Raw genomic sequence first — 19,383 nt, 5'->3', positions numbered from 1 at the left:
CTCCCGGCTCCCGGCTCCCGGCTCCCGGCTCCCGGCTCCCGGCTCCCGGCTCCCGGCTCCCGGCTCCCGGCTCCCGGCTCCCGGCTCCCGGCTCCCGGCTCCGGGAGGAAACTCGCTCGCTGCAGGGAAGTCAACTGGCGGGCATGCTGCGCCACGCCTCATCGCCGCCGTGTCGGCCCCGTCGCGGCAGAGGCCCGGAGCTGCATGGCGCCGGGTCGTTCCAGCACGCCCACGGCTCGGTTGACGGTCCCGGCCGCCACCGCCTCCTGCGGCCCTGCGGTTGGACCACCCGGTCCCTGCTTCCACCTGGCCCCTGGCCACCCGACCACCCGACCACCCGACCACCCGACCACCCGACCACCCGACCACCCGACCACCCGGCAGAAGCGTTCCTGCACCCGCCCCACCCACGACGAAGCCTTCCGCGATCCCACCACTAATCGCCCGCTTCAGCCCGCGCTCTGCTCCTCCGCCAGGATCCGGTCCAGTGCCTCGTCCAGATGAGTGTCGTAGTCGGCCAGCGCGGCCTCCTGCCCGAGCGGCACCAGCTTGTCGGTGCGGTCGAGGAAGGCGATGATCGGCGCCGTGGACGAGCGGAACAGTGCCTGGTCGCCGCCGACCTGAAGCCTGATCAGCACATCGCCCAGCAGGTCGGGGCCGGAGGGCGAGACCCGTACGTCACCCTCGCCGCACGGTCGGCCCACCCCGTCGATCAGCAGTTCCCGTCCGAAGGCCCAGGTCACCGGGGCGTCGCCCGGCAGATGGAAGGTCAGCCGGACTGCGTAGGGATCGCAGGTCTCGTAGCGCAGCTCCACCGGGATGCGGAAGGAGAGCTCCTCCGACACGAGAAAGCTCATCATGACCTCTGCCTGTACGGTCTCGCTCATCGCCTACCCCGTCATCTGCCTTCGCTGGCCGGGAATGATCCCTCTGACACTGGTGGCATCTTGCTGAACGTACACGGCAGATCACAAGGAGTGAGTTTTCAGATACTGATAGAGATCGCGAGCGAGCCCATCAGACGCCCGATTTCCTCTTGCAGTTGCTGGGTCGATGCCAGCAACTGCTCCGCTTGATGGGCGGGCAGGGAAATGGCCATCGTCGCCGCCGTGTTGCCCACGGTGATCGGAATCGCGGCGCACACCGTGCCCAGCGCGTACTCCTGACGCTCCATCACCGGCTCCATCCGCCCGGTCCGTTCGAGACGCCGGAGCAGGCTGTGGCTGTCGCGCACGGTGTACGGGGTGATGGACTGCACGGGATAGCGGTCGAGATGATCGCGTCGGGCCTCTTCGTCGAGCTGGGCCAGCAGGCACTGCCCGATGGCATGCGCGTGCCCGGTCTCGCGGAAGTCGGCCCACTCCTCGACCGCCGGGTTGGCCGGGGTGTCGGAGACGCAGAGGACCTCGATCTCGCCATCCCGGTACTGCGCGTAGTAGACCGGTACGCCGATCAGGTCGCGCCAGTGCGCGAGCGCCTCTACGACCGTGCTGCGACGTTTCTGCTCGGCCCCGCTGCTGCTCAGCCGCTCGGCCGCCTCACCGAGGAAGAACAGACCCTTGTCGCGGCGCAAATAGCCTTCGTGCACCAGGGTGCGCAGCAGGTGATACGCCGTGGGAAGCGCCAGCCCGGTCTCACGGGCGAGCTGTTTGGCGGGGGCGCCGTGCCCGTGCTCCGCGACGGATTCGAGCAGTCGCATCGCGCGCTGCACCGACCCGATGAGGGTCGCCGAGTGGGTCTGTTCGGGCTGCTCGGCGGGGGCCGCCGCGTGCCGCTGTACGGGGGCTGCAGGCCGTACGGGAGCGGTGGTCTGTACGCGCGCTGCAGGCCGTACCGGAGCTGTCGGCTGTGCGGGAGCCGTCGGCCGTGCCAAGGCCGTCGTCTGTGCCGGAGCCGTCGTCGAGCGGGCGTCGAACTGTACGAGTGTGGGGTCAACCTGTACGGGTGCGGTGTCAACCGTGGCCAAGGGTCACTCCCGGAGCGCGAGGGGGCAGCCCGTGCGGGAAACACGGGAGGGGGTGTACGCCGCTCGCGGGGTGGTCCCCGCGTCGAATTCCGGACTTTAACGGTCCGCCACCGCATGTATACGGCCCGCCCGGAAACTTCCCTCGCCCGAGGGAACAGGTGGTTCCTGTTACCGGTCGCCCCGCCCGCCCCGGACGCTCACCAATCGCTGCGCGACGATGAACTCGACGTGAACTTCCGTACGACGTAGACGAGTCCGCCGACCAGGGCCACGAAGACCAGCAGCTTGAAGAGCAGGCCAATGACGAAGCCGACGACCGCTGCTATGAGTCCGCCGAACACGACCAGGGCGATGACCGGCACCGCGATCCACTTCACCCACCACGGCATCCCCGCGAAGATCTCTCCCATCGTCCTAACCTCTCTGAAAGTCCGGCACTGTCCGGCCCATCTGGTACCGGATCCACCAATGTCCTGCACTCGATGCTAGGGCCGACAGGTGCCCCCGCGGGGGCCTCGCATCCCTTGTCCTCCCCTGACCGAACCCCTAGGGAACCCTGAGACCGCAGGTCAGCTCTCCGGGGGAGAGAACACGACCATGACCCTGAGGTCCTCGCTGATGTGGTGGAACTTGTGGGCGACGCCGGCCGGGACGTAGACCACGCTGCCGCGCGCGACCTGGGTGGTCTCCATGCCCACGGTGATCGCCGCGCGGCCGCTCACCACGAAGTAGACCTCGTCCTGCCGATGCGGCTGCTGCGGGTCCTGAGCGCCGGCGTCGAGGGCGTAGAGGCCGACCGACATGTTCCGCTCACGCAGGAACTGCAGGTAGGCGCCGTCATTGGCGGTGCGCTCCGCCTCCAGTTCATCCAACCGGAATGCCTTCATCGACTTAGTCCGCCCTCGCCGTGTCCGTAACCGATCTCTTCTGCCACGATCAGACACATGAAGAATTTCCTAGTCAAGACGATCGCCAACGCGGGTGCCCTGGCGGTCGCCGTCTGGCTGCTCGACAAGATCACCCTGACCGGTGACAGCACCGGCAAGAAGGTCTGGACGCTGATCCTCGTCGCCCTGGTCTTCGGCCTGGTGAACTTCCTGGTCAAACCGGTCGTGAAGGTGCTGACCTTCCCTCTGTTCATCCTCACGCTCGGCCTGTTCACCCTGATCGTCAACGCGCTGATGCTGCTGCTGACCTCATGGGTCTCCGACAAGCTCGACCTGAGTTTCCACGTCGAGGGGTTCTGGACCGCCGTCCTGGGCGGCCTGATCATCTCGATCGTGTCCTGGGCCCTGCACGTCGTCCTGCCCGACGAGGACTGAGGAGGCATGGCCTACCGTGTCTGCTTCGTCTGCACCGGAAACATCTGCCGTTCCCCGATGGCCGAGTCGGTCTTCCGCGCCCGGGTAGCCGAAGCCGGCCTGGATGGTCTGGTCGAGGTCGACAGCGCCGGCACGGGCGGCTGGCACGAGGGCGACGGCGCCGACCCGCGCACCGTGTCGGTACTGGAGCAACACGGCTACGACAGCGCTCATACGGCCCGGCAGTTCCAGCCGTCCTGGTTCTCCCGCCTCGACCTCGTGATCGCCCTCGACGCCGGCCACCTCAAGGCTCTGCGGCGCCTCGCACCCACCCCGCAGGACGCCGGAAAGGTGCGGCTGCTGCGTTCGTACGACCCCATGGCGGGCGGCGACCTCGACGTTCCGGACCCGTACTACGGAGGCCGGGACGGCTTCGATGAGTGCCTTGAGATGGTGGAGGCGGCGAGCGAGGGCCTGCTCGCCGAGGTACGCGAGCAGACGGAAGGACGGGTGGCATGAGCGACAGGGCTGCGGACGACGGGGAGGGCACGCGCGCGGTACGGGCAGGACTGCCCGAGGCGGTCAAGAACGAACCGACCCTGCCCGGTCCGGCGTTCGCCGCCCACTTCCATCTGCCGGGGGAGGTCGAAGGGCCGAACACCTACGGCCGCGACACGAACCCCACCTGGAACCTGCTGGAGAGCGCCATCGGCGAGCTGGAGGCGCCCGCACAGGACGGCGTGGAGACGCTTGTCTTCGCCTCCGGCATGGCCGCCATCTCCGCCGTGCTCTTCTCTCAGCTGCGCGCCGGGGACACGGTCGTCCTGCCCAGCGACGGCTACCAGGTACTGCCTCTCGTACGTGCCCAGTTGGAGGCGTACGGCATCGAGGTGCGCACCGCGCCGACCGGCGGCGACGCCCAGCTCGACGTCCTGGAGGGCGCGCGACTGCTGTGGATCGAGAGTCCGTCCAACCCCGGGCTCGACGTATGCGACATCCGACGGCTCGTCGAGGCGGCACACGCGCGTGGGACGCTCGTCGCCGTCGACAACACGCTCGCCACGCCGCTCGGACAGCGCCCGCTGGAGCTGGGCGCGGACTTCTCCGTAGCGAGCGGCACCAAGCAACTCACGGGGCACGGAGACGTCCTCCTGGGGTACGTCAGCGGCCGCGAGGGCGAGAGCATGGACGCCGTACGTCGCTGGCGGAAGATCGTCGGGGCGATCGCGGGGCCGATGGAGGCCTGGCTCGCGCATCGCTCGATCGCCACGCTCCAGATGCGGGTGGACCGACAGAACGCGAGCGCGCTCGTGCTCGCCCAGGCGCTTGGGCAGCGTCCCGAGATCGCCGGTCTGCGTTACCCGGGACTGCCCGACGACCCCTCGTACAAGATCGCGTCCCAGCAGATGCGACGTTATGGGTGCGTGGTCTCCTTCACGCTGCCCACGCGCGCGCGTGCCGACCGGTTCCTCGACGCGCTGCGACTCGTGGACGACGCGACGAGCTTCGGCGGGGTGCGCTCCACGGCCGAACGGCGTGGACGCTGGGGCGGGGACGACGTGCCGGAGGGCTTCATCCGCTTCTCGGTCGGCGCCGAGGATCCCGAGGACCTGGTGGCGGATGTGCTGCGTGCGCTGGACGAGTCGGCCGGCTGACCGTTTCAACAGCGGCTTTACGGACGCCCGGCCATGCCCGGCTACGTACAACGGACGGTCCGAGCCTCCCCCCTCGTGGCTCGGACCGCCCCGGTTCTGCGCGCGAAGAACCGCGCGAACAAGGCTAGTTGACTCTGTGTCAGTGTCCAATCACAGTAGCGACAGAGACCTATCGACTTATTTATAGTTGGGCCCCTGCCCGGGGCGGGAGAAGGGCGGGGAAGGGGAGGGCGTCGCCATGGATCTGGCCTTGCTGCGCACTTTTGTGACGGTGCACCGGGCCGGTTCCTTCACCCGCGCCGCCGCCCTGCTCGGGCTGTCGCAGCCGGCCGTCACCTCGCAGATCCGCACGCTGGAACGGCAGTTGGGCCGCCCTCTGTTCCTACGGCAGGCCCGCGGGGTGACCCCGACGACCATCGGCGACGAGCTCGCCCACAAGGCGGCCCCACATCTCGACGCCCTGGTGGAGATCACCGAGACCGGCCTCGACGACGAGTCGTCCCTGCGCACTCTGCATCTCGCGGGCCCTCCCGAGTTCACCGCCGAGCGGGCCCTGCCCGCGCTCACCGAGCTGACCGGTGAGGACGGCCAGGGCTTCGCCCTGCGCGCCTCCTTCGGCAACGCCGAGGAGACCCTGGAGGGCCTGGCCGCCGGGCATCACGATCTGGCCATCTGCACGGCCCGCCCACGGGGTGCACTGCTCACGGCGAGCACGCTCTGCGACGAGGAGCACGTCCTGGTCGCCGCTCCGCGCTGGGCCGATCAGATCGGCTTCAAGGAGTCCGCGGAGAACGTTCCCGCAGCCAAGCGAGCATCGGTGCTGGAGAACGTCCCCGTGGTCGAGGTGCACGAGTCGCTGCCCTTCGTCTCGCGCTACTGGGCCTCCGTCTTCGACTCCCGTCCGGCAGCCCCGGGCACTGTCGTCGTCCCCGATCTGCGCGCGGTGCTCGCCTGCACGATCGCGGGCGCCGGGCTCGCGGTGTTGCCGCGCTATCTGTGCGCTGTCGCCCTGGAGCGTGGTGACATCGTCGCGTTGCACGAGCCCACGGTGCCGCCGCTGCGGACGTACTTCCTCGTGGTGCGTACCGGGACGCTGGCCATGCCGCATATCGCGCGGGCGCACGAGTGGCTGCTGCGGGCGGCTGCCGACTGGTGCTGAGCAGGGATTTCATGCTGTTCACACAGCGAGCCCAACCGGTGACGGCCCGCGATGTTTCACGTGGAACCATCCGGGCCACATTCCTCCCATGACCGTCCGACCCGTGGTCAAGCGCACCGCCCGTGCCGTCCTGCTCGACGGTGACGACCTGATCCTGATCAAGCGCACCAAGCCCGGCATGGATCCCTACTGGCTGACTCCCGGTGGTGGAGTCGAGCCGACGGACACGACCGTCGTCGACGCCCTGCACCGCGAGGTGTACGAGGAACTCGGCGCCAAGGTCACCGACGTGGTGCCCTGCTTCGTGGACACCGTCGAACATATCGGCGACGGCGGCAGTGCGACCGGAGTGAAGGTGCAGCACTTCTTCGTCTGTCACCTGGAGTCGATGGACCCCTCGCTCCGGCACGGACCCGAAGTGGACGAGCCCGTCGGGGAGTACGAGATCGTACGGGTGCCGTTCACACGCGTCGGGATCGCCTCTGTCCATCTCGTCCCGCTCTCCCTGCGGCACTATCTGGATGGCAACATCGAGGGCGTACGGGCCATGCACGCACCGGACCTGGGCTGAGCCCTCGTCCGGTCACTGTGTGAGGACGAGTTCCTCCACGGAGTCGTGGCGTATGCGTTCCGACGGGATCCCGATGGACCTGAGCGTGTCCACCCCGCTGCGGATCATCCCGGGCGGGCCCGACAGGTAGGCGTCGTACTCATGCCAGGGGCCGTACTCGCGGATGGCGTCCGGCAGCTGGAGATGGGCCCGCCGGTCGACGATCGCGCGGACCGACAGCCAGGGGTGGGACTGCTGGAGCCTGAGCATCGTGTCGATGTCGTACAGGTCGTTGTCGGTGCGGGCGCCGTAGAACACCTCGACCGACCGTCGTGCACCGTGCTCGGCGACGTCTTCGACCAGCGCCTTGATCGGGGCTATGCCGGTGCCACCGCCCAGGCAGAGCAGTCCGCTGTCGGTGGTGTGGTCCACGGTCATCGAGCCGGTCGGCGGGCCGAGACGGATGATGTCGCCGGGCCTTGCACGGTGTACCAGGGCTCCCGAGACCCAGCCCGCGGGGACGGCCTTCACATGGAACGACAGCAGGCCGTCGGAGCGGGGCGCCGAGGCGAAGGAGTAGTGCCGCCATATGCGCGGCCACCACGGCGTTTCCAGGCTCGTGTACTGGCCGGCGAGGAACGGGTAGGGCTGATCGGTCCGCACGGTGACGACGGCGACGTCCGGTGTCCTCAGGTCGTGCGACACGACCTCCGCGAACCACCAGGCCGGCGCGCGCAGTTCGTCCGCGGCTGCCGCGTCGATCATCACCTGCGAGATCGTCGTGTACACCCGGACCCAGGCCGCTTCCGTCTCTGCGTCCCAGATACCGGAGGCGTACTTGCTCAGCGCGCCGATGAGGCACTCGCCGACCGCTGGGTAGTGCTCGGGTCGGGTGCCGTACTTGCGGTGGCCACGGCCCAGGTTCTGCAGGTAGTCGACCAGGACCGGTGTGTTGTCGATGTGTTCGGCGGCGGTCAGCAGCGCCTTGAGCAGGCGGTCCCGTTGGGCGTCCATGGCGGCGGGGAACAGCGGACGCAGATCGGGGTGGCGTACGAAGAGCAACGCGTAGAAGTACGACGTGACCTTGTCGGCCACGGGGGCGACCTCGGCCATGGTCCGGCGGATGAGGACGGCGTCCGGGGAGGGCGGCTGGTCTCTCGGGGGCAGGCCCGGGAACGGCGGGGAGGTGAGGGCGGCTGCCGCGGTGGTGCCCTGGAGCGGGGAGGCGTGCTGGACAGGGACGTTAGGGCTGGTGGAGGAGGTGTCTGGCGCAGTCAGGTGCCGGGCGGGGGCACCTGATGGCATCTGCGGTGTATGCGTCGGGGCCCGCGTCTCCTCCGGCCGTTTCTGAGCCGGTGTCTCGACGACCGGTATCCCTTCGGCGGGTGCTTCGGCGACCTGGGCCGCCCTCTGGCCGACAGCTGTCTCCTCGACCGGGGTCGCCATGTCCTCGCCAGGTGCTCTTCCTTCGCGGTCGGTCGCCGCGCCTGACAGCCCTGTGCCCTGGGCCGACGGGTCCGGTTCGGTATCTGCCAGGGTCCCCGGCGAGGCGCCCGCCGCCAGCTTGCCGACCGGACGCAGCGCGGCCAGCCTGCCGCCCTCTACCGTCTCCTGTTCGGCACCGGGCGCCGCCGCCGGCTGCTTGCGCGGAGTGAACCAACCGCCCCCGCCCCCGGAAGTGCCGTTGTCGGCCGGCATGGTGGTCGGAGCGTCCATGGTGTGCCTCGCCTCGAACATCTTTCGGTCGGTCTGCGCACTTCCTCGGTCGGAAGGTGCCTGCTTTCCCCCGCAGACGGCGTGCTTTCCCTGCTCGGCGTCACGGCCAACACGGCCACATTCAACCCATATTCACAGTCCGTACGGACAAGTAGGCGAGAGTGTGACATTAACCGCAGCACTCTCCCGGCAGCTTCCCACCTCGTACGGATGCCTGGCCGCATAACCACAAATGCGGGTCTTCGATCTCTCCGTCCCGTTAGGCTGCATTGCCTTGCTCTCGTCCCTGACCGGGGTGGTCGCACTCCAGTGCGGACAAGAACCGGAGTTGACCCTACCGGTCGCGGCTCCGCACACAAGTCTCCCCCTCCTCCTCCACGAATTGATCGCAAGGTGTTCACGAGGCGAACCGTGAATTGCCTGAATTACCGGGTGTTACGCACCAATTCATAGGCTTCCCACAGATCCATGCCCTTGTAGGAGTGGGTCGAGATATCGGACAGATGATGGTCCGCATTGACCGCTACAGAGATCGGCACTGCGGCGAACAGGTCCTTGTCGGAGGATGAGTCGCCATAGGCAATACAGTCCGCCCGCGTCACTCCGAACTGCTCGCACAGCCGGTCCGCGATCAACACCTTGGCGGCGGCGCTGAGTACTCCGGCCGGATCCAGGGACTCGGTGAAGGGGACGGCCGGAAAACGGGACCCGTGGGCGGCATGAGCTCCCCAGCCGATCAACCGGTCCACGAAGAAGGACGGCGAGAGCGACACGACCGCGCAGTAGTCACCCCGCCCCCTGATCTCCGACCAGACGTCACGGATCCGGGCCAGCCACGGAGCTTCGTCGAACGCCGCGACGATGTGCGCCTCGGTCAGGGACGCCCACAGCGCGTACACCTGCTGCGCGTACTCGGGCGGGCCAATCAGCCCTGCGCCGATCGCCTGATCGAGGGCCACGGTCTCGGACTCCAGCCCGAGTTGCCGGGATATCTCCACGGGTGCGCTGGTTCCGTGGAGCAAAGTGCCGTCAAGGTCAAAGAGATGAAGTCTCGCCATGCCCTGAGACTAGTGATCCACAAAAGGTCGATGGGGTTGCACGGCCCTTCCGGTCGATCACCGGACGGTCGCCGTTCTCCGATGTTTCACGTGAAACACCCCGCATCTGATCGCATCCTGTGCGCTTGACTACGACATGGCCAAAAGCTCGTACGTGCCCCGGGAAACAGGTGGACGCCGAGGCCAACCGTCGGACAGCCTGACCCGCGTGCCGACTCCTTCTCTCGCTGCCCTCCCGATTCGCCGTCTGACGCTCCGCGACCTCACCGTCTGCGCAGACTTGTCCGAGGACCGGGGGTGGCCGCGCGAGGAGCACAAGTGGGGCCTCCTCCTCGCGGCCGGAAAGGGGTACGGCATTGACGACCCCGACGGAGGTCTCGTCGCCGCCTGCGTGGTCACGGAGTACGGCCCGTACGAGCAGCCCGACCTGGGAGCGATCGGGATGGTTCTGGTCGCCGCACGGCACGCCCGCCAGGGCATCGGACGACGTCTCATGGATCACGTCCTCTCCGTGATGGGGACCACGCCGCTGACTCTGCACGCGACGCCCTTCGGTCGTCCGCTCTACGAGGACCTGGGCTTCAAGGTCTCCGGCCGGGCGGAGATGCTCCGTGGCCATTTCACGCCGGGCGGCCCTGGGCCCGCGGTGAGCACACGCGCGGCCACCGCAGAGGACCTCGCCGCGATCCTCCGGCTCGACGAGGAGGTGCTCGGCACGGATCGCACGCATCTCATCACCCGGCTGCCCGCCTTCGCCGACCAGTTGCGCGTTGCCGAGGAGAGCGGCCGGATCACCGGATACGCGTCCGCCTGGCCCAACATGCACACCCATGTCGTGGGTCCACTGATCGCCCGCGACACCGAGACGGCACAGGCGCTCCTCGCGTCACTGGCCGCCGCTACCGACCGCCCGCTGCGCACCGACATCGACGTACGACACGAAGAGCTGCGGGCGTGGGCCAAGGAACGTGGTCTGGCGTCGGTCACCTTCAACTCGGTCATGACGTATGGGCTCGCGGAGCTGCCAGGCGACTGGAGCCGACGGTTCGCTCCGTTGACGGTGGCGGCGGTCTGAGCCATACCTGTACGACGGCGCCGGTTTCCCTGAGTCCGGGGAAACCGGCGCCGTCGTCGTGCTGGGCTCGTCAGCGATGCAGGGCAGCCCGCTGTCGGGCGGGCGTCGCCCCCGAGACCACGGGGCCGGGCACGCTGTCCCGGCGCTCCAGCGCGGCCGAGAGAAACGCGAGGAGGAGAGCCGCCGCGGCCAGGGCGGCGCCCACCCAGTTGGGGGCGGTGTAGCCGAAGCCGGCTGAGATGACCAGGCCGCCGAGCCAGGCGGAGAGAGCATTGCCGAGGTTGAAGGCACCGATGTTGACGGCCGAAGCGAGTGTGGGGGCCTCGTGCGCCTGATCGAGGACCCTCTTCTGCAGCGGCGGCACCGCCGCGAAACCCAGGGCACCGATGAGCATGACGGTGACGCCGGCCAGGATCTTGTTGTGCGCGGTGAGCGTGAAGAGCGCGAGTACGACGGCCAGGGCGCCGAGGGAGACGTACAGCATCGGCATCAGGGCGCGGTCGGCGTACCTGCCGCCGACGAGGTTGCCACCGACCATGCCGAGTCCGAAGAGGACCAGCAACCAGGTCACCGAGCCGTCGGCGAAACCGGCGACATGGGTCATCATCGGCGCGATGTAGGTGATGGCGGCGAACACACCGCCGAAGCCGAGGACGGTCATCGCCATGGCAAGCAGCACCTGGGCGTTCTTGAAGGCGGCCAGTTCGTCACGCAGGCGCACGCCCTCGGGCCGGGGCAGGTCGGGGACGAGCCTGGCGATGCCGACCAGACCGACGACGCCGAGTGCCGCGACGATCGTGAAGGTGAACCGCCAGCCGACGGTCTGGCCGATGAGAGTGCCGAGCGGGACGCCGACGACATTGGCGACGGTCAGGCCGGTGAACATCATGGCGATGGCGCCGGCCTTCTTGTCCGGGGCGACCAGGTCCGCGGCGACGACCGAGCCGATACCGAAGAAGGCTCCGTGGGCGAGAGAGGCGACCACGCGGCCGATCAGCATGACGGCGAAGACGGGGGCGAAGGCGGAGAGCAGGTTGCCGACGATGAACAGTCCCATCAGCAGCATCAGCATCCGCCTGCGGGAGATCCTGGTGCCAAGGGCGGTCATCAGTGGGGCGCCGAGCATGACGCCGAGCGCGTAGCCGGTCACCAGGAAGCCGGCGGTGGGAATGGAGACCCCGAAGTCGTCCGCGACCTCGGGCAGCAGCCCCATGATCACGAACTCGGTCGTACCGATTCCGAAGGCCCCGATCGCAAGGGCCAGAAGCGCGAGCGGCATGGGGGATGACACCTTCCCAGACGATTGCAGGAGCATGTTTCGCACGGCCACAATAGTTGCATGCGCGCTATATTTGCAAGCGACGACTATCTCGGTTCGCTCCTGTACCCGACAATCGCCCCCGGCGAAGGAAGCAGGCCCCATGACGGCGACGGACCCCGCGCTGACCGCCCTCGCGCAGGGACGGTGCACTCTCTGCCTGCCGCACGGCCGGATGGAGGCACACATCGAGAAGGCCCTCCAGGCCGGACACGACAACGAGCAAGCCCCCGCCCAAGCCGCCCAGCGTTCCCCCGCGCCTAGGACCACCGCCTAGGGTGCGGTCATGGGAGATCTTGAAATTCGGCCTGCCACGACGGACGACGTGTCCGCGATCGTCGCCATGCTCGCCGACGACCCCCTGGGCGCCCAGCGCGAGTCACCCGACGACCTTGCCCCCTACCTGACCGCACTGGAACGCCTCTCCTCCGACCCGAACCAGCATCTGGTCGTCGCCACACGGGAGGATCGCGTGGTCGGCACGCTTCAGCTCACGGTCATTCCAGGGCTGTCGCGGCGCGGTGCCACCAGGTCAATCATCGAAGGAGTGCGTATCCACGCCGACGAGCGTGGCAGTGGCCTCGGGACCCGGCTCATCGAGTGGGCGATCGAGGAATCCCGGCGTCAGAACTGTCAGTTGGTGCAGCTGACGTCCGACAACACACGCACGGACGCCCACCGCTTCTACGAACGGCTCGGCTTCATGGCCTCACATGTGGGCTTCAAGCTGTCCTTGTAGTTCCTGCGGCTGCTCCCCCGCGGCACACCCAGCGCTCTGTTTCACGTGAAACAGAGCGCTGATCAGCCGATCGAATAAATCGAGTCAGGGTGTCCAACCGATGCCCCGCCACCCCTCAGGATCCACTCCACCCGGCACGAAAGCCCCTTCCTCGTACGGCTGACGAGTGAACACGAACGAGCCGAGGTCGAGATGGTCCACGGATCCATCGGCCCGCCGTACAGCCTTCAGGAGCTCCCCCTGGAAGTAGCCCTCCAACCCGGTCCAGGTGCCGTCGCCGTTGTCCCGGAACCGCGAGCGGCGGCCAGCGCCCGACAGGGGCTCCAGCGAGGTGAGTCCGTCCACCGTGAACCGTAGGGCAAATCCGTTCGTCCCCCAGTACCACTGCCCCGCCAACTCCAGTGCGGGCAGGCCGAATTCACAAAAAGGCCGCCACGGCTCGGGAATCCTGGGCTCGGCCTCGGCGACGATCCACACGAGATCGGCCCCTACGGCGGACAGCGACGGGTCTGAGGTGCAGTTGGCCAACACGACGGCGGCGACATCGTCCGCCACACCGATCGTGAGGTTCGCGAGGAAGCCCGGCAGGGAGCCCGAATGGACCACGAGCAGTCGGCCGTCGCGGTGCTGAAGCTGAAGCCCAAGCCCGTACGAGGCACCGTCGGCCAGCCAGATCTCCGGACTCGGCCGGTGCCGCGGGCGTACACATCTTCCGTGCGGTCTCCGCAGTCAGTACCTGGTCGTCACCGTTCGCCAGAAAAATCGCGAAGCGGGCCAAGTCAGCTGTGGTGGACCAGAGTTGCCCTGCAGGAGCCATGCGCCCGAGGTCCTCGGAGGGTTCCGGGAGCATCACATCGGCCCACGGGTGAACCGCCCAGCCGCCCGCATGCGGCGCTTCCGGACGGAAGCTAGTGCGGTCGAGGCCCAGAGGTGTGAGGATTTCACGCCGTAGCGTCTCCTCTCACGGTGCTCCGCGTAGTTTCTCGACGAGTGCTCCCAGCAGGGTGTAGCCGGGGTTCGAGTAGTGGAAGCGCCGCCCCACCGGGTGCAGGAATGGCTACTCGCCCAGGACATCGGTGAGTTCGGGACGCAGAGACCCGGACGTAAGCTCCCACCACGGCGCGGGGGACTCGGCCGCCAATCCGCTGGTGTGGGCGAGCAGTTCGGCGACGGCTCCCCCGCCCCGGTACCGGGCACGTACTTCTCCAACGGGTCACCGAGGTCCAGGATCCCCTCCGGTGCAGCAGCGCCCGGCGCGTGCCGGGGAGCAGTTCTTCCTGAGGGCCGTCCATCGCGCACCCCCAGGCCACGGGCAATGCCCCGCACAGCCAAGGGCGTCAGCGGAACTCTGGCGGGCCGGAGCGGGCCGGAATCCCTCTCACCCGAAAGGGTGAACTCCTCGACCAGCGAGTCTCAAGAAGACGGCATAAGTGTCACCGACGTGCCATCGGGGCTGAGCTTGTGCCGCGAAATCTGAGACCCCACAGTGAACGACATCAGGTCTGTGCCATGTCCACGAAGCGCGAGTAGTGGCCCTGGAAGGCGACGGTGATCGTCGCTGTGGGGCCGTTACGGTGCTTGCCCACGATGATGTCCGCCTCGCCGGCGCGCGGTGACTCCTTCTCGTAGGCGTCCTCGCGGTGCAGCAGGATCACCATGTCGGCGTCCTGCTCAATGGAGCCGGACTCACGCAGATCGGACACCATCGGCTTCTTGTCGGTGCGCTGCTCGGGACCGCGGTTGAGCTGCGAGAGCGCGATCACCGGGACCTCCAGCTCCTTGGCCAGGAGCTTGAGGTTACGGGACATGTCCGAAACCTCCTGCTGACGGCTCTCGGAGCGCTTGGAGCCACCGGCCTGCATCAGCTGCAGATAGTCGATGATCACGAGCTTGATGTCGTTGCGCTGCTTCAGCCGCCTGCACTTCGCACGGATCTCCATCATCGACAGGTTCGGGGAGTCGTCGATGTAGAGCGGCGCGGAGGACACCTCGGGCATCCGGCGCGCCAGCCGGGTCCAGTCCTCGTCCGTCATGGTGCCCGAACGCATGTGATGCAGGGCCACCCGCGCCTCGGCCGACAGGAGACGCATCGCGATCTCGTTGCGCCCCATTTCGAGAGAGAAGATCACGCTGGCCAAGTTGTTCTTGATCGAGGCCGCGCGGGCGAAGTCCAGTGCGAGGGTGGACTTGCCCATGGCGGGGCGGGCCGCAATGACGATCATCTGGCCCGGGTGCAGGCCGTTGGTGAGCGAGTCGAGGTCCGTGAAGCCGGTGGGCACCCCCGTCATCTCGCCGCTGCGCGAGCCGATCGCCTCGATCTCGTCGAGCGCGCCCTCCATGATGTCGCCGAGCGGCAGATAGTCCTCGCTGGTGCGCTGCTCGGTGACCGCGTAGACCTCGGCCTGGGCACGGTTGACGATCTCGTCGACGTCGTCGTCGGCCGCGTATCCCATCTGGGTGATACGCGTGCCGGCCTCGACCAGACGCCGCAGGACGGCACGTTCGTGGACGATCTCGGCGTAGTACTCGGCGTTCGCCGCCGTCGGCACGGTCTGGACGAGGGTGTGCAGATACGATGCGCCGCCGACCTTGTTGATCTCGCCGCGCTTGGTGAGCTCGGCGGCGATCGTGATGGGGTCGGCCGGCTCACCCTTGGCGTAGACGTCCAGGACCGCCTGGAAGATCGTCTCATGAGCGGGCTTGTAGAAGTCGTGGCCCTTGATGACCTCGACCACGTCAGCGATGGCGTCCTTGGACAGGAGCATGCCGCCGAGGACGGACTGCTCCGCGTCCAGGTCCTGGGGCGGGACCCGCTCGAAAGCCGTACCTGCGCCGTCCCACTCGCCGTTGTCCCGGCCTCGGTCGTGCTGCTCGTCGCGGCCCCGGCCCCCGTCGCCGCGCCGGCGCGAGGAGGGCAGACGATCACTGGGACCGCTGTCGGCCCACGGGTCGTCCAAGGGCTCGGAAATGCTCACCGAGCCACCTCCTCCCGTCCGCCGAGCGGACCTCGCCGTGCTTCTCATTTCTACGGCACGGCACTGACAAATGAGACGCCCAACTCCGGTTCTGGCGCGTCGGTTTTGTGCTGCTTTCCAGGCCGACGGACGGAGCGGGCGCCGGACCACCGTAGGCCCGCGGGCACCGTCAGCCAATCTGGTTATCCACAGGCCATGTGGACGACGGCCCGGGTGCTGTGGAGAACTCCTCAAAACCTGTGCACGACCCGGTGGACAGGCCTGTGAACAAGCGCCGCATGCCCCTCAAGGAACCTCCCTGACCTGCAGCTTCACCGTCCACCGGCTGTGCAGAAGAAAAACTTTCCCGGTCGGCTCAAGATCAGTTCGAGCTGCACACGGCGGGACGCGCCGCCCGAAGGTTAGTAAGGGTCTAAAGTCAATTGCATCTCTTACCTGTGGACGGTTAGATTGGTGCACATGACACAGGCGTCTGCGCTCCCCAAGGCAACCCGGCGACAGCACGACCGCGAGATCATCGCACTCGCCGTTCCGGCCTTCGGCGCACTCGTCGCGGAGCCTCTCTTCGTCATGGCCGACAGCGCGATCGTCGGCCATCTGGGCACCGCACAACTCGCCGGCCTCGGCATCGCCTCGGCTCTCCTCACGACGGCCGTCAGTGTCTTCGTCTTCCTCGCCTACGCCACCACGGCCGCCGTTGCCCGACGCGTAGGGGCCGGCGATCTCCAGGCAGCCATCCGCCAGGGGATGGACGGCATCTGGCTGGCATTGGTGCTCGGCGCTGCCGTCATCGCCGTCTTCCTGCCCGCCGCGCCGTCGATCGTGGAACTCTTCGGCGCCTCCGACACCGCGGCCCCCTACGCCACCACCTACCTACGGATCTCCGCCCTCGGCATCCCGGCCATGCTCGTCGTACTCGCCTCGACCGGTGTGCTCCGCGGACTGCAGGACACCAAAACCCCTCTCCACGTCGCCATCGCCGGCTTCGTCGCCAACGCACTCCTCAACGCAGGCCTCGTCTACGGCGCCGACCTCGGCGTCGCGGGTTCCGCCTGGGGCACGGTCATCGCCCAGTGCGGAATGGCAGCCGCCTATCTCGTGGTCGTCGTCCGCGGAGCTCGCAAGCATGGTGCCTCTCTGCGTCCCGATGCCTCCGGCATCAGGGCCTCGGCCCAAGCCGGCGTACCTCTGCTGGTCCGCACGCTTTCCCTGAGGGCGATCCTGATGATCGCCACGGCCGTGGCGGCTCGCCTGGGGGACGCCGACATCGCCGCCCATCAGATCATCCTGTCCTTGTGGAGCCTGCTCGCCTTCGCACTCGACGCCATCGCCATCGCCGGGCAGGCCATCATCGGGCGCCATCTGGGAGCCGATGACATCGACGGCGCCCGCCAGGCCTGCCGTCGGATGGTGGAGTGGGGCATCGCGGTCGGCGTCATCCTCGGCGTCTTGGTCGTGTTCGCCCGACCGCTGTTCTTGCCCCTGTTCACCGGTGATCCCACGGTCAAAGACGCCGCCCTGCCCGCTCTACTGATCGTGGCACTCTCCCAGCCGATCTGCGGTGTCGTCTTCGTTCTGGACGGCGTCTTGATGGGCGCAGGTGACGGGCCCTACCTCGCCTGGGCCATGGTGATCACCCTGGCCGTCTTCACCCCGGTCGCTCTGCTCATCCCTGAACTGGGCGGAGGCCTCACGGCCGTGTGGGCAGCGATGACGCTGATGATGACGGTCCGCATGCTGACGCTCGGGCTGCGAACCCGCTCAGGCCACTGGATCGTCACCGGCGCGACTCGCTGACCGTTTCACGTGAAACATCGAGGGCCATCACGTTTCACGTGAAACACCATGTGCTCCACGAGCGCTTCGAGCATGCGAAAGGGGCCGCACCCCTGGAGGTGCAGCCCCTTTGGCGACTGCTCAAGCCAAGCGCAGCGATCAGGCCGCGACGACCTCGATGTTGACCTTGGCGGCAACCTCGGGGTGCAGACGCACGGACGTCTCGTGGGCACCGAGGGTCTTGATCGGCGAACCCAGCTCGATGCGGCGCTTGTCGACCTCGGGGCCACCGGAAGCCTTGATCGCCGAAGCGACGTCGGCCGGGGTGACGGAACCGAAGAGACGACCGGCGTCGCCGGAGCGTACGGCCAGGCGGACCTTGACACCCTCGAGCTGGGCCTTCACCTGGTTGGCCTGCTCGATGGTCTGGATCTCGTGGATCTTGCGAGCACGACGGATCTGCTCGACGTCCTTCTCGCCACCCTTGGTCCAACGGATCGCGAAGTTCCGCGGGATCAGGTAGTTGCGAGCGTAGCCGTCCTTGACGTCGACGACGTCGCCCGCGGCACCGAGGCCGGAGACCTCGTGGGTGAGGATGATCTTCATTAGTCGGTCACCCTTCCCTTATCGCGCGGTGGAGGTGTAGGGCAGCAGCGCCATCTCACGGCTGTTCTTGACGGCCGTGGCGACGTCACGCTGGTGCTGCGTGCAGTTGCCGGTCACGCGGCGGGCACGGATCTTGCCGCGGTCAGAAATGAACTTCCGCAGCATGTTCGTGTCCTTGTAGTCCACGTACGTGACCTTGTCCTTGCAGAAAGCGCAGACCTTCTTCTTAGGCTTGCGCACAGGCGGCTTCGCCATGGTGTTTCTCCTGTGTGATCAAGAAGTGTGGGTGACCCACCCTCCGGCCAGAGGCCTAGAAGGGGGGTTCGTCCGAGTAGCCGCCACCGCCGCCACCGCCGCCGGAGTTTCCACCCCAGCCGCCGCCACCGCTGCCCTGGTTGCCACCGGCGGGAGCGCCGGTCGCCCACGGGTCGTCGGCGGGAGCGCCGCCGCCCGGCTGACCGCCGCCGGAGCTTCCGCCCCAGCTGCCGCCGCCCTGGGCGCCACCGCCACCGCCGCCGTAACCGCCCTGGCCACCTCGTCCGGCACCGCCGGCGGTCTTGGTGACCTTGGCCGTAGCACTGCGCAGGCTGGCGCCGACTTCCTCGACGTCCAGCTCGTAGACCGTGCGCTTGACGCCCTCACGGTCCTCGTAGGACCGCTGCTTCAGCCGGCCCTGCACGATGACGCGCATGCCTCGCTGGAGCGACTCGGCGACGTTCTCCGCCGCCTGACGCCAGACCGAGCAGGTCAGAAAGAGGCTTTCGCCGTCCTTCCACTCGTTCGTCTGACGGTCGAAGGTGCGGGGAGTGGACGCGACACGGAACTTCGCGACCGCCGCACCGGAGGGGGTGAAGCGCAGCTCGGGGTCATCGACAAGATTGCCGACGACCGTGATGACGGTCTCGCCTGCCATGGGGAACCTCTCGGCGGGTTTGCTCTGGCTGCTTGGTTGCTGCTACTCGAATCCCGGGATCAGCTGAGCTGGGAAGCTCAGTGGGTCTCGGGGCGGAGGACCTTGGTCCGGAGGACCGACTCGTTCAGGTTCAGCTGGCGGTCGAGCTCCTTGACGACCGCAGGCTCGGCCTGCAGGTCGATGACCGAGTAGATGCCCTCGGGCTTCTTCTTGATCTCGTACGAGAGCCGACGACGGCCCCAGGTGTCGACCTTCTCGACCTTTCCGTTGCCCTCACGGACGACGGAGAGGAAGTTCTCGATCAGGGGGGCGACAGCGCGCTCCTCCAGATCGGGGTCGAGGATGACCATCACCTCGTAGTGACGCATGTGGAACCCACCTCCTTTGGACTCAGCGGCCACGGTCGTTCCGTGGCAGGAGGGTCGTGATGCGTACGCAACGGTATCGGCCGCCACTGACAATCGAGGCTTCCTCGCGGTAGACCCGGTCGTGACATGGGCAGACACCGTGCAGACGGTACAGACTACCCGCACACCGGCTTCCGGTTGAAATCCGGCCCGGAGGACGGTCACTCTG

The 19,383-nt window shown here is 67.7% G+C and carries 20 protein-coding genes and 2 pseudogenes; 9 read left to right on the top strand and 13 right to left on the bottom strand.

Annotated features, from left to right (window positions below; translation table 11 throughout):
* Positions 1 to 449: 449 nt before the first annotated feature.
* From ACI2L1_RS05840 to ACI2L1_RS05825, 4 genes are all read right to left on the bottom strand, one after another.
* On the bottom strand, positions 450 to 887 hold the full coding sequence (locus ACI2L1_RS05840; RefSeq protein WP_404738043.1) for an SsgA family sporulation/cell division regulator: 438 nt from the start codon (positions 885 to 887) through the stop codon (positions 450 to 452).
* Positions 888 to 985: 98 nt separating this feature from the next.
* Entirely contained in the window at positions 986 to 1,720 is a 735-nt protein-coding gene (locus ACI2L1_RS05835) for an IclR family transcriptional regulator (protein WP_404738126.1), read from the bottom strand.
* Positions 1,721 to 2,163: 443 nt separating this feature from the next.
* The gene (locus tag ACI2L1_RS05830) at positions 2,164 to 2,376 is read right to left on the bottom strand and encodes a DUF5326 family protein (RefSeq protein ID WP_404738042.1); all 213 of its coding nucleotides are present in this window, start codon (positions 2,374 to 2,376) and stop codon (positions 2,164 to 2,166) included.
* Positions 2,377 to 2,535: 159 nt separating this feature from the next.
* A complete protein-coding gene (locus ACI2L1_RS05825; protein ID WP_404738041.1) occupies positions 2,536 to 2,853 on the bottom strand; it encodes a cupin domain-containing protein in 318 nt (105 codons plus the stop codon).
* A gap of 57 nt (positions 2,854 to 2,910) precedes the next feature.
* Between ACI2L1_RS05825 and ACI2L1_RS05820 the strand changes: the two genes are divergently transcribed.
* The 5 genes from ACI2L1_RS05820 to ACI2L1_RS05800 all read left to right on the top strand — a co-directional run bounded on the left by ACI2L1_RS05820 (position 2,911) and on the right by ACI2L1_RS05800 (position 6,652).
* Positions 2,911 to 3,288, top strand: a complete 378-nt coding sequence (locus tag ACI2L1_RS05820; protein ID WP_404738040.1) for a phage holin family protein — start codon at positions 2,911 to 2,913, stop codon at positions 3,286 to 3,288.
* 6 nt (positions 3,289 to 3,294) lie between these two features.
* Entirely contained in the window at positions 3,295 to 3,786 is a 492-nt protein-coding gene (locus ACI2L1_RS05815) for a low molecular weight protein-tyrosine-phosphatase (protein ID WP_404738039.1), read from the top strand.
* Positions 3,783 to 4,922 carry a cystathionine gamma-lyase gene (locus ACI2L1_RS05810; RefSeq protein ID WP_404738038.1) on the top strand — a complete coding sequence of 380 codons (1,140 nt, stop codon included), beginning with the start codon at positions 3,783 to 3,785 and terminating at the stop codon, positions 4,920 to 4,922. Before ACI2L1_RS05815 ends, ACI2L1_RS05810 begins: the two co-directional genes overlap by 4 nt.
* 238 nt (positions 4,923 to 5,160) lie before the next feature.
* Positions 5,161 to 6,081: a LysR family transcriptional regulator gene (locus ACI2L1_RS05805; protein ID WP_404738037.1), complete on the top strand. Its 921-nt coding sequence runs from the start codon at positions 5,161 to 5,163 to the stop codon at positions 6,079 to 6,081.
* Positions 6,082 to 6,169: 88 nt separating this feature from the next.
* Positions 6,170 to 6,652 carry an NUDIX domain-containing protein gene (locus ACI2L1_RS05800; RefSeq protein ID WP_404738036.1) on the top strand — a complete coding sequence of 161 codons (483 nt, stop codon included), beginning with the start codon at positions 6,170 to 6,172 and terminating at the stop codon, positions 6,650 to 6,652.
* A gap of 12 nt (positions 6,653 to 6,664) precedes the next feature.
* Here the strand turns inward: ACI2L1_RS05800 and ACI2L1_RS05795 are convergent, their stop codons facing one another.
* Together ACI2L1_RS05795 and ACI2L1_RS05790 are read right to left on the bottom strand one after the other, a co-directional pair.
* On the bottom strand, positions 6,665 to 8,347 hold the full coding sequence (locus ACI2L1_RS05795; RefSeq protein WP_404738035.1) for a globin domain-containing protein: 1,683 nt from the start codon (positions 8,345 to 8,347) through the stop codon (positions 6,665 to 6,667).
* A gap of 425 nt (positions 8,348 to 8,772) precedes the next feature.
* Positions 8,773 to 9,405: an HAD family hydrolase gene (locus ACI2L1_RS05790; protein ID WP_404738034.1), complete on the bottom strand. Its 633-nt coding sequence runs from the start codon at positions 9,403 to 9,405 to the stop codon at positions 8,773 to 8,775.
* 208 nt (positions 9,406 to 9,613) lie between these two features.
* Here ACI2L1_RS05790 and ACI2L1_RS05785 point away from each other — a divergent pair, with 208 nt between their 5' ends.
* Entirely contained in the window at positions 9,614 to 10,480 is an 867-nt protein-coding gene (locus tag ACI2L1_RS05785; protein WP_404738033.1) for a GNAT family N-acetyltransferase, read from the top strand.
* Positions 10,481 to 10,550: 70 nt separating this feature from the next.
* Here ACI2L1_RS05785 and ACI2L1_RS05780 read toward each other — a convergent pair whose 3' ends face one another.
* Complete coding sequence (locus ACI2L1_RS05780; protein WP_404738032.1) at positions 10,551 to 11,759, bottom strand: MFS transporter; 1,209 nt, start codon at positions 11,757 to 11,759, stop codon at positions 10,551 to 10,553.
* 142 nt (positions 11,760 to 11,901) lie between these two features.
* Between ACI2L1_RS05780 and ACI2L1_RS05775 the strand changes: the two are divergent.
* Positions 11,902 to 12,015 (top strand): annotated as a pseudogene (locus ACI2L1_RS05775) (MarR family transcriptional regulator); the annotation flags it as partial.
* Positions 12,016 to 12,084: 69 nt separating this feature from the next.
* The gene (locus tag ACI2L1_RS05770; protein ID WP_404738031.1) at positions 12,085 to 12,537 is read left to right on the top strand and encodes a GNAT family N-acetyltransferase; all 453 of its coding nucleotides are present in this window, start codon (positions 12,085 to 12,087) and stop codon (positions 12,535 to 12,537) included.
* 84 nt (positions 12,538 to 12,621) lie between these two features.
* On the opposite strand, the pseudogene ACI2L1_RS05765 reads toward ACI2L1_RS05770, so the two are convergent.
* Positions 12,622 to 13,773: pseudogene (locus ACI2L1_RS05765) on the bottom strand (serine hydrolase domain-containing protein); the annotation flags it as partial.
* A gap of 260 nt (positions 13,774 to 14,033) precedes the next feature.
* Positions 14,034 to 15,512, bottom strand: coding sequence for a replicative DNA helicase (gene dnaB, locus ACI2L1_RS05760; RefSeq protein ID WP_404738030.1), 1,479 nt, complete (start codon positions 15,510 to 15,512; stop codon positions 14,034 to 14,036).
* Between the two features lie 459 nt (positions 15,513 to 15,971).
* On the opposite strand from dnaB, the gene ACI2L1_RS05755 reads away from it, so the two are divergent.
* Entirely contained in the window at positions 15,972 to 17,309 is a 1,338-nt protein-coding gene (locus tag ACI2L1_RS05755) for an MATE family efflux transporter (protein ID WP_404738029.1), read from the top strand.
* 138 nt (positions 17,310 to 17,447) lie between these two features.
* Here ACI2L1_RS05755 and rplI read toward each other — a convergent pair whose 3' ends face one another.
* From rplI to rpsF, 4 genes are all read right to left on the bottom strand, one after another.
* Positions 17,448 to 17,894 carry a 50S ribosomal protein L9 gene (rplI, locus tag ACI2L1_RS05750; RefSeq protein WP_069759556.1) on the bottom strand — a complete coding sequence of 149 codons (447 nt, stop codon included), beginning with the start codon at positions 17,892 to 17,894 and terminating at the stop codon, positions 17,448 to 17,450.
* Positions 17,895 to 17,912: 18 nt separating this feature from the next.
* On the bottom strand, positions 17,913 to 18,149 hold the full coding sequence (rpsR, locus tag ACI2L1_RS05745; protein ID WP_003949403.1) for a 30S ribosomal protein S18: 237 nt from the start codon (positions 18,147 to 18,149) through the stop codon (positions 17,913 to 17,915).
* A gap of 55 nt (positions 18,150 to 18,204) precedes the next feature.
* A complete protein-coding gene (locus ACI2L1_RS05740) occupies positions 18,205 to 18,807 on the bottom strand; it encodes a single-stranded DNA-binding protein (protein ID WP_404738028.1) in 603 nt (200 codons plus the stop codon).
* Between the two features lie 77 nt (positions 18,808 to 18,884).
* Entirely contained in the window at positions 18,885 to 19,175 is a 291-nt protein-coding gene (gene rpsF, locus ACI2L1_RS05735; RefSeq protein WP_007383258.1) for a 30S ribosomal protein S6, read from the bottom strand.
* Positions 19,176 to 19,383: the final 208 nt, after the last annotated feature.

Origin of the sequence: Streptomyces sp. NPDC019531 (genome assembly GCF_044903305.1) — a bacterium.
In the GTDB taxonomy this organism is placed as follows: Bacteria; Actinomycetota; Actinomycetes; order Streptomycetales; family Streptomycetaceae; genus Streptomyces.
This window is presented reverse-complemented; position numbering and strand designations above follow the sequence as displayed.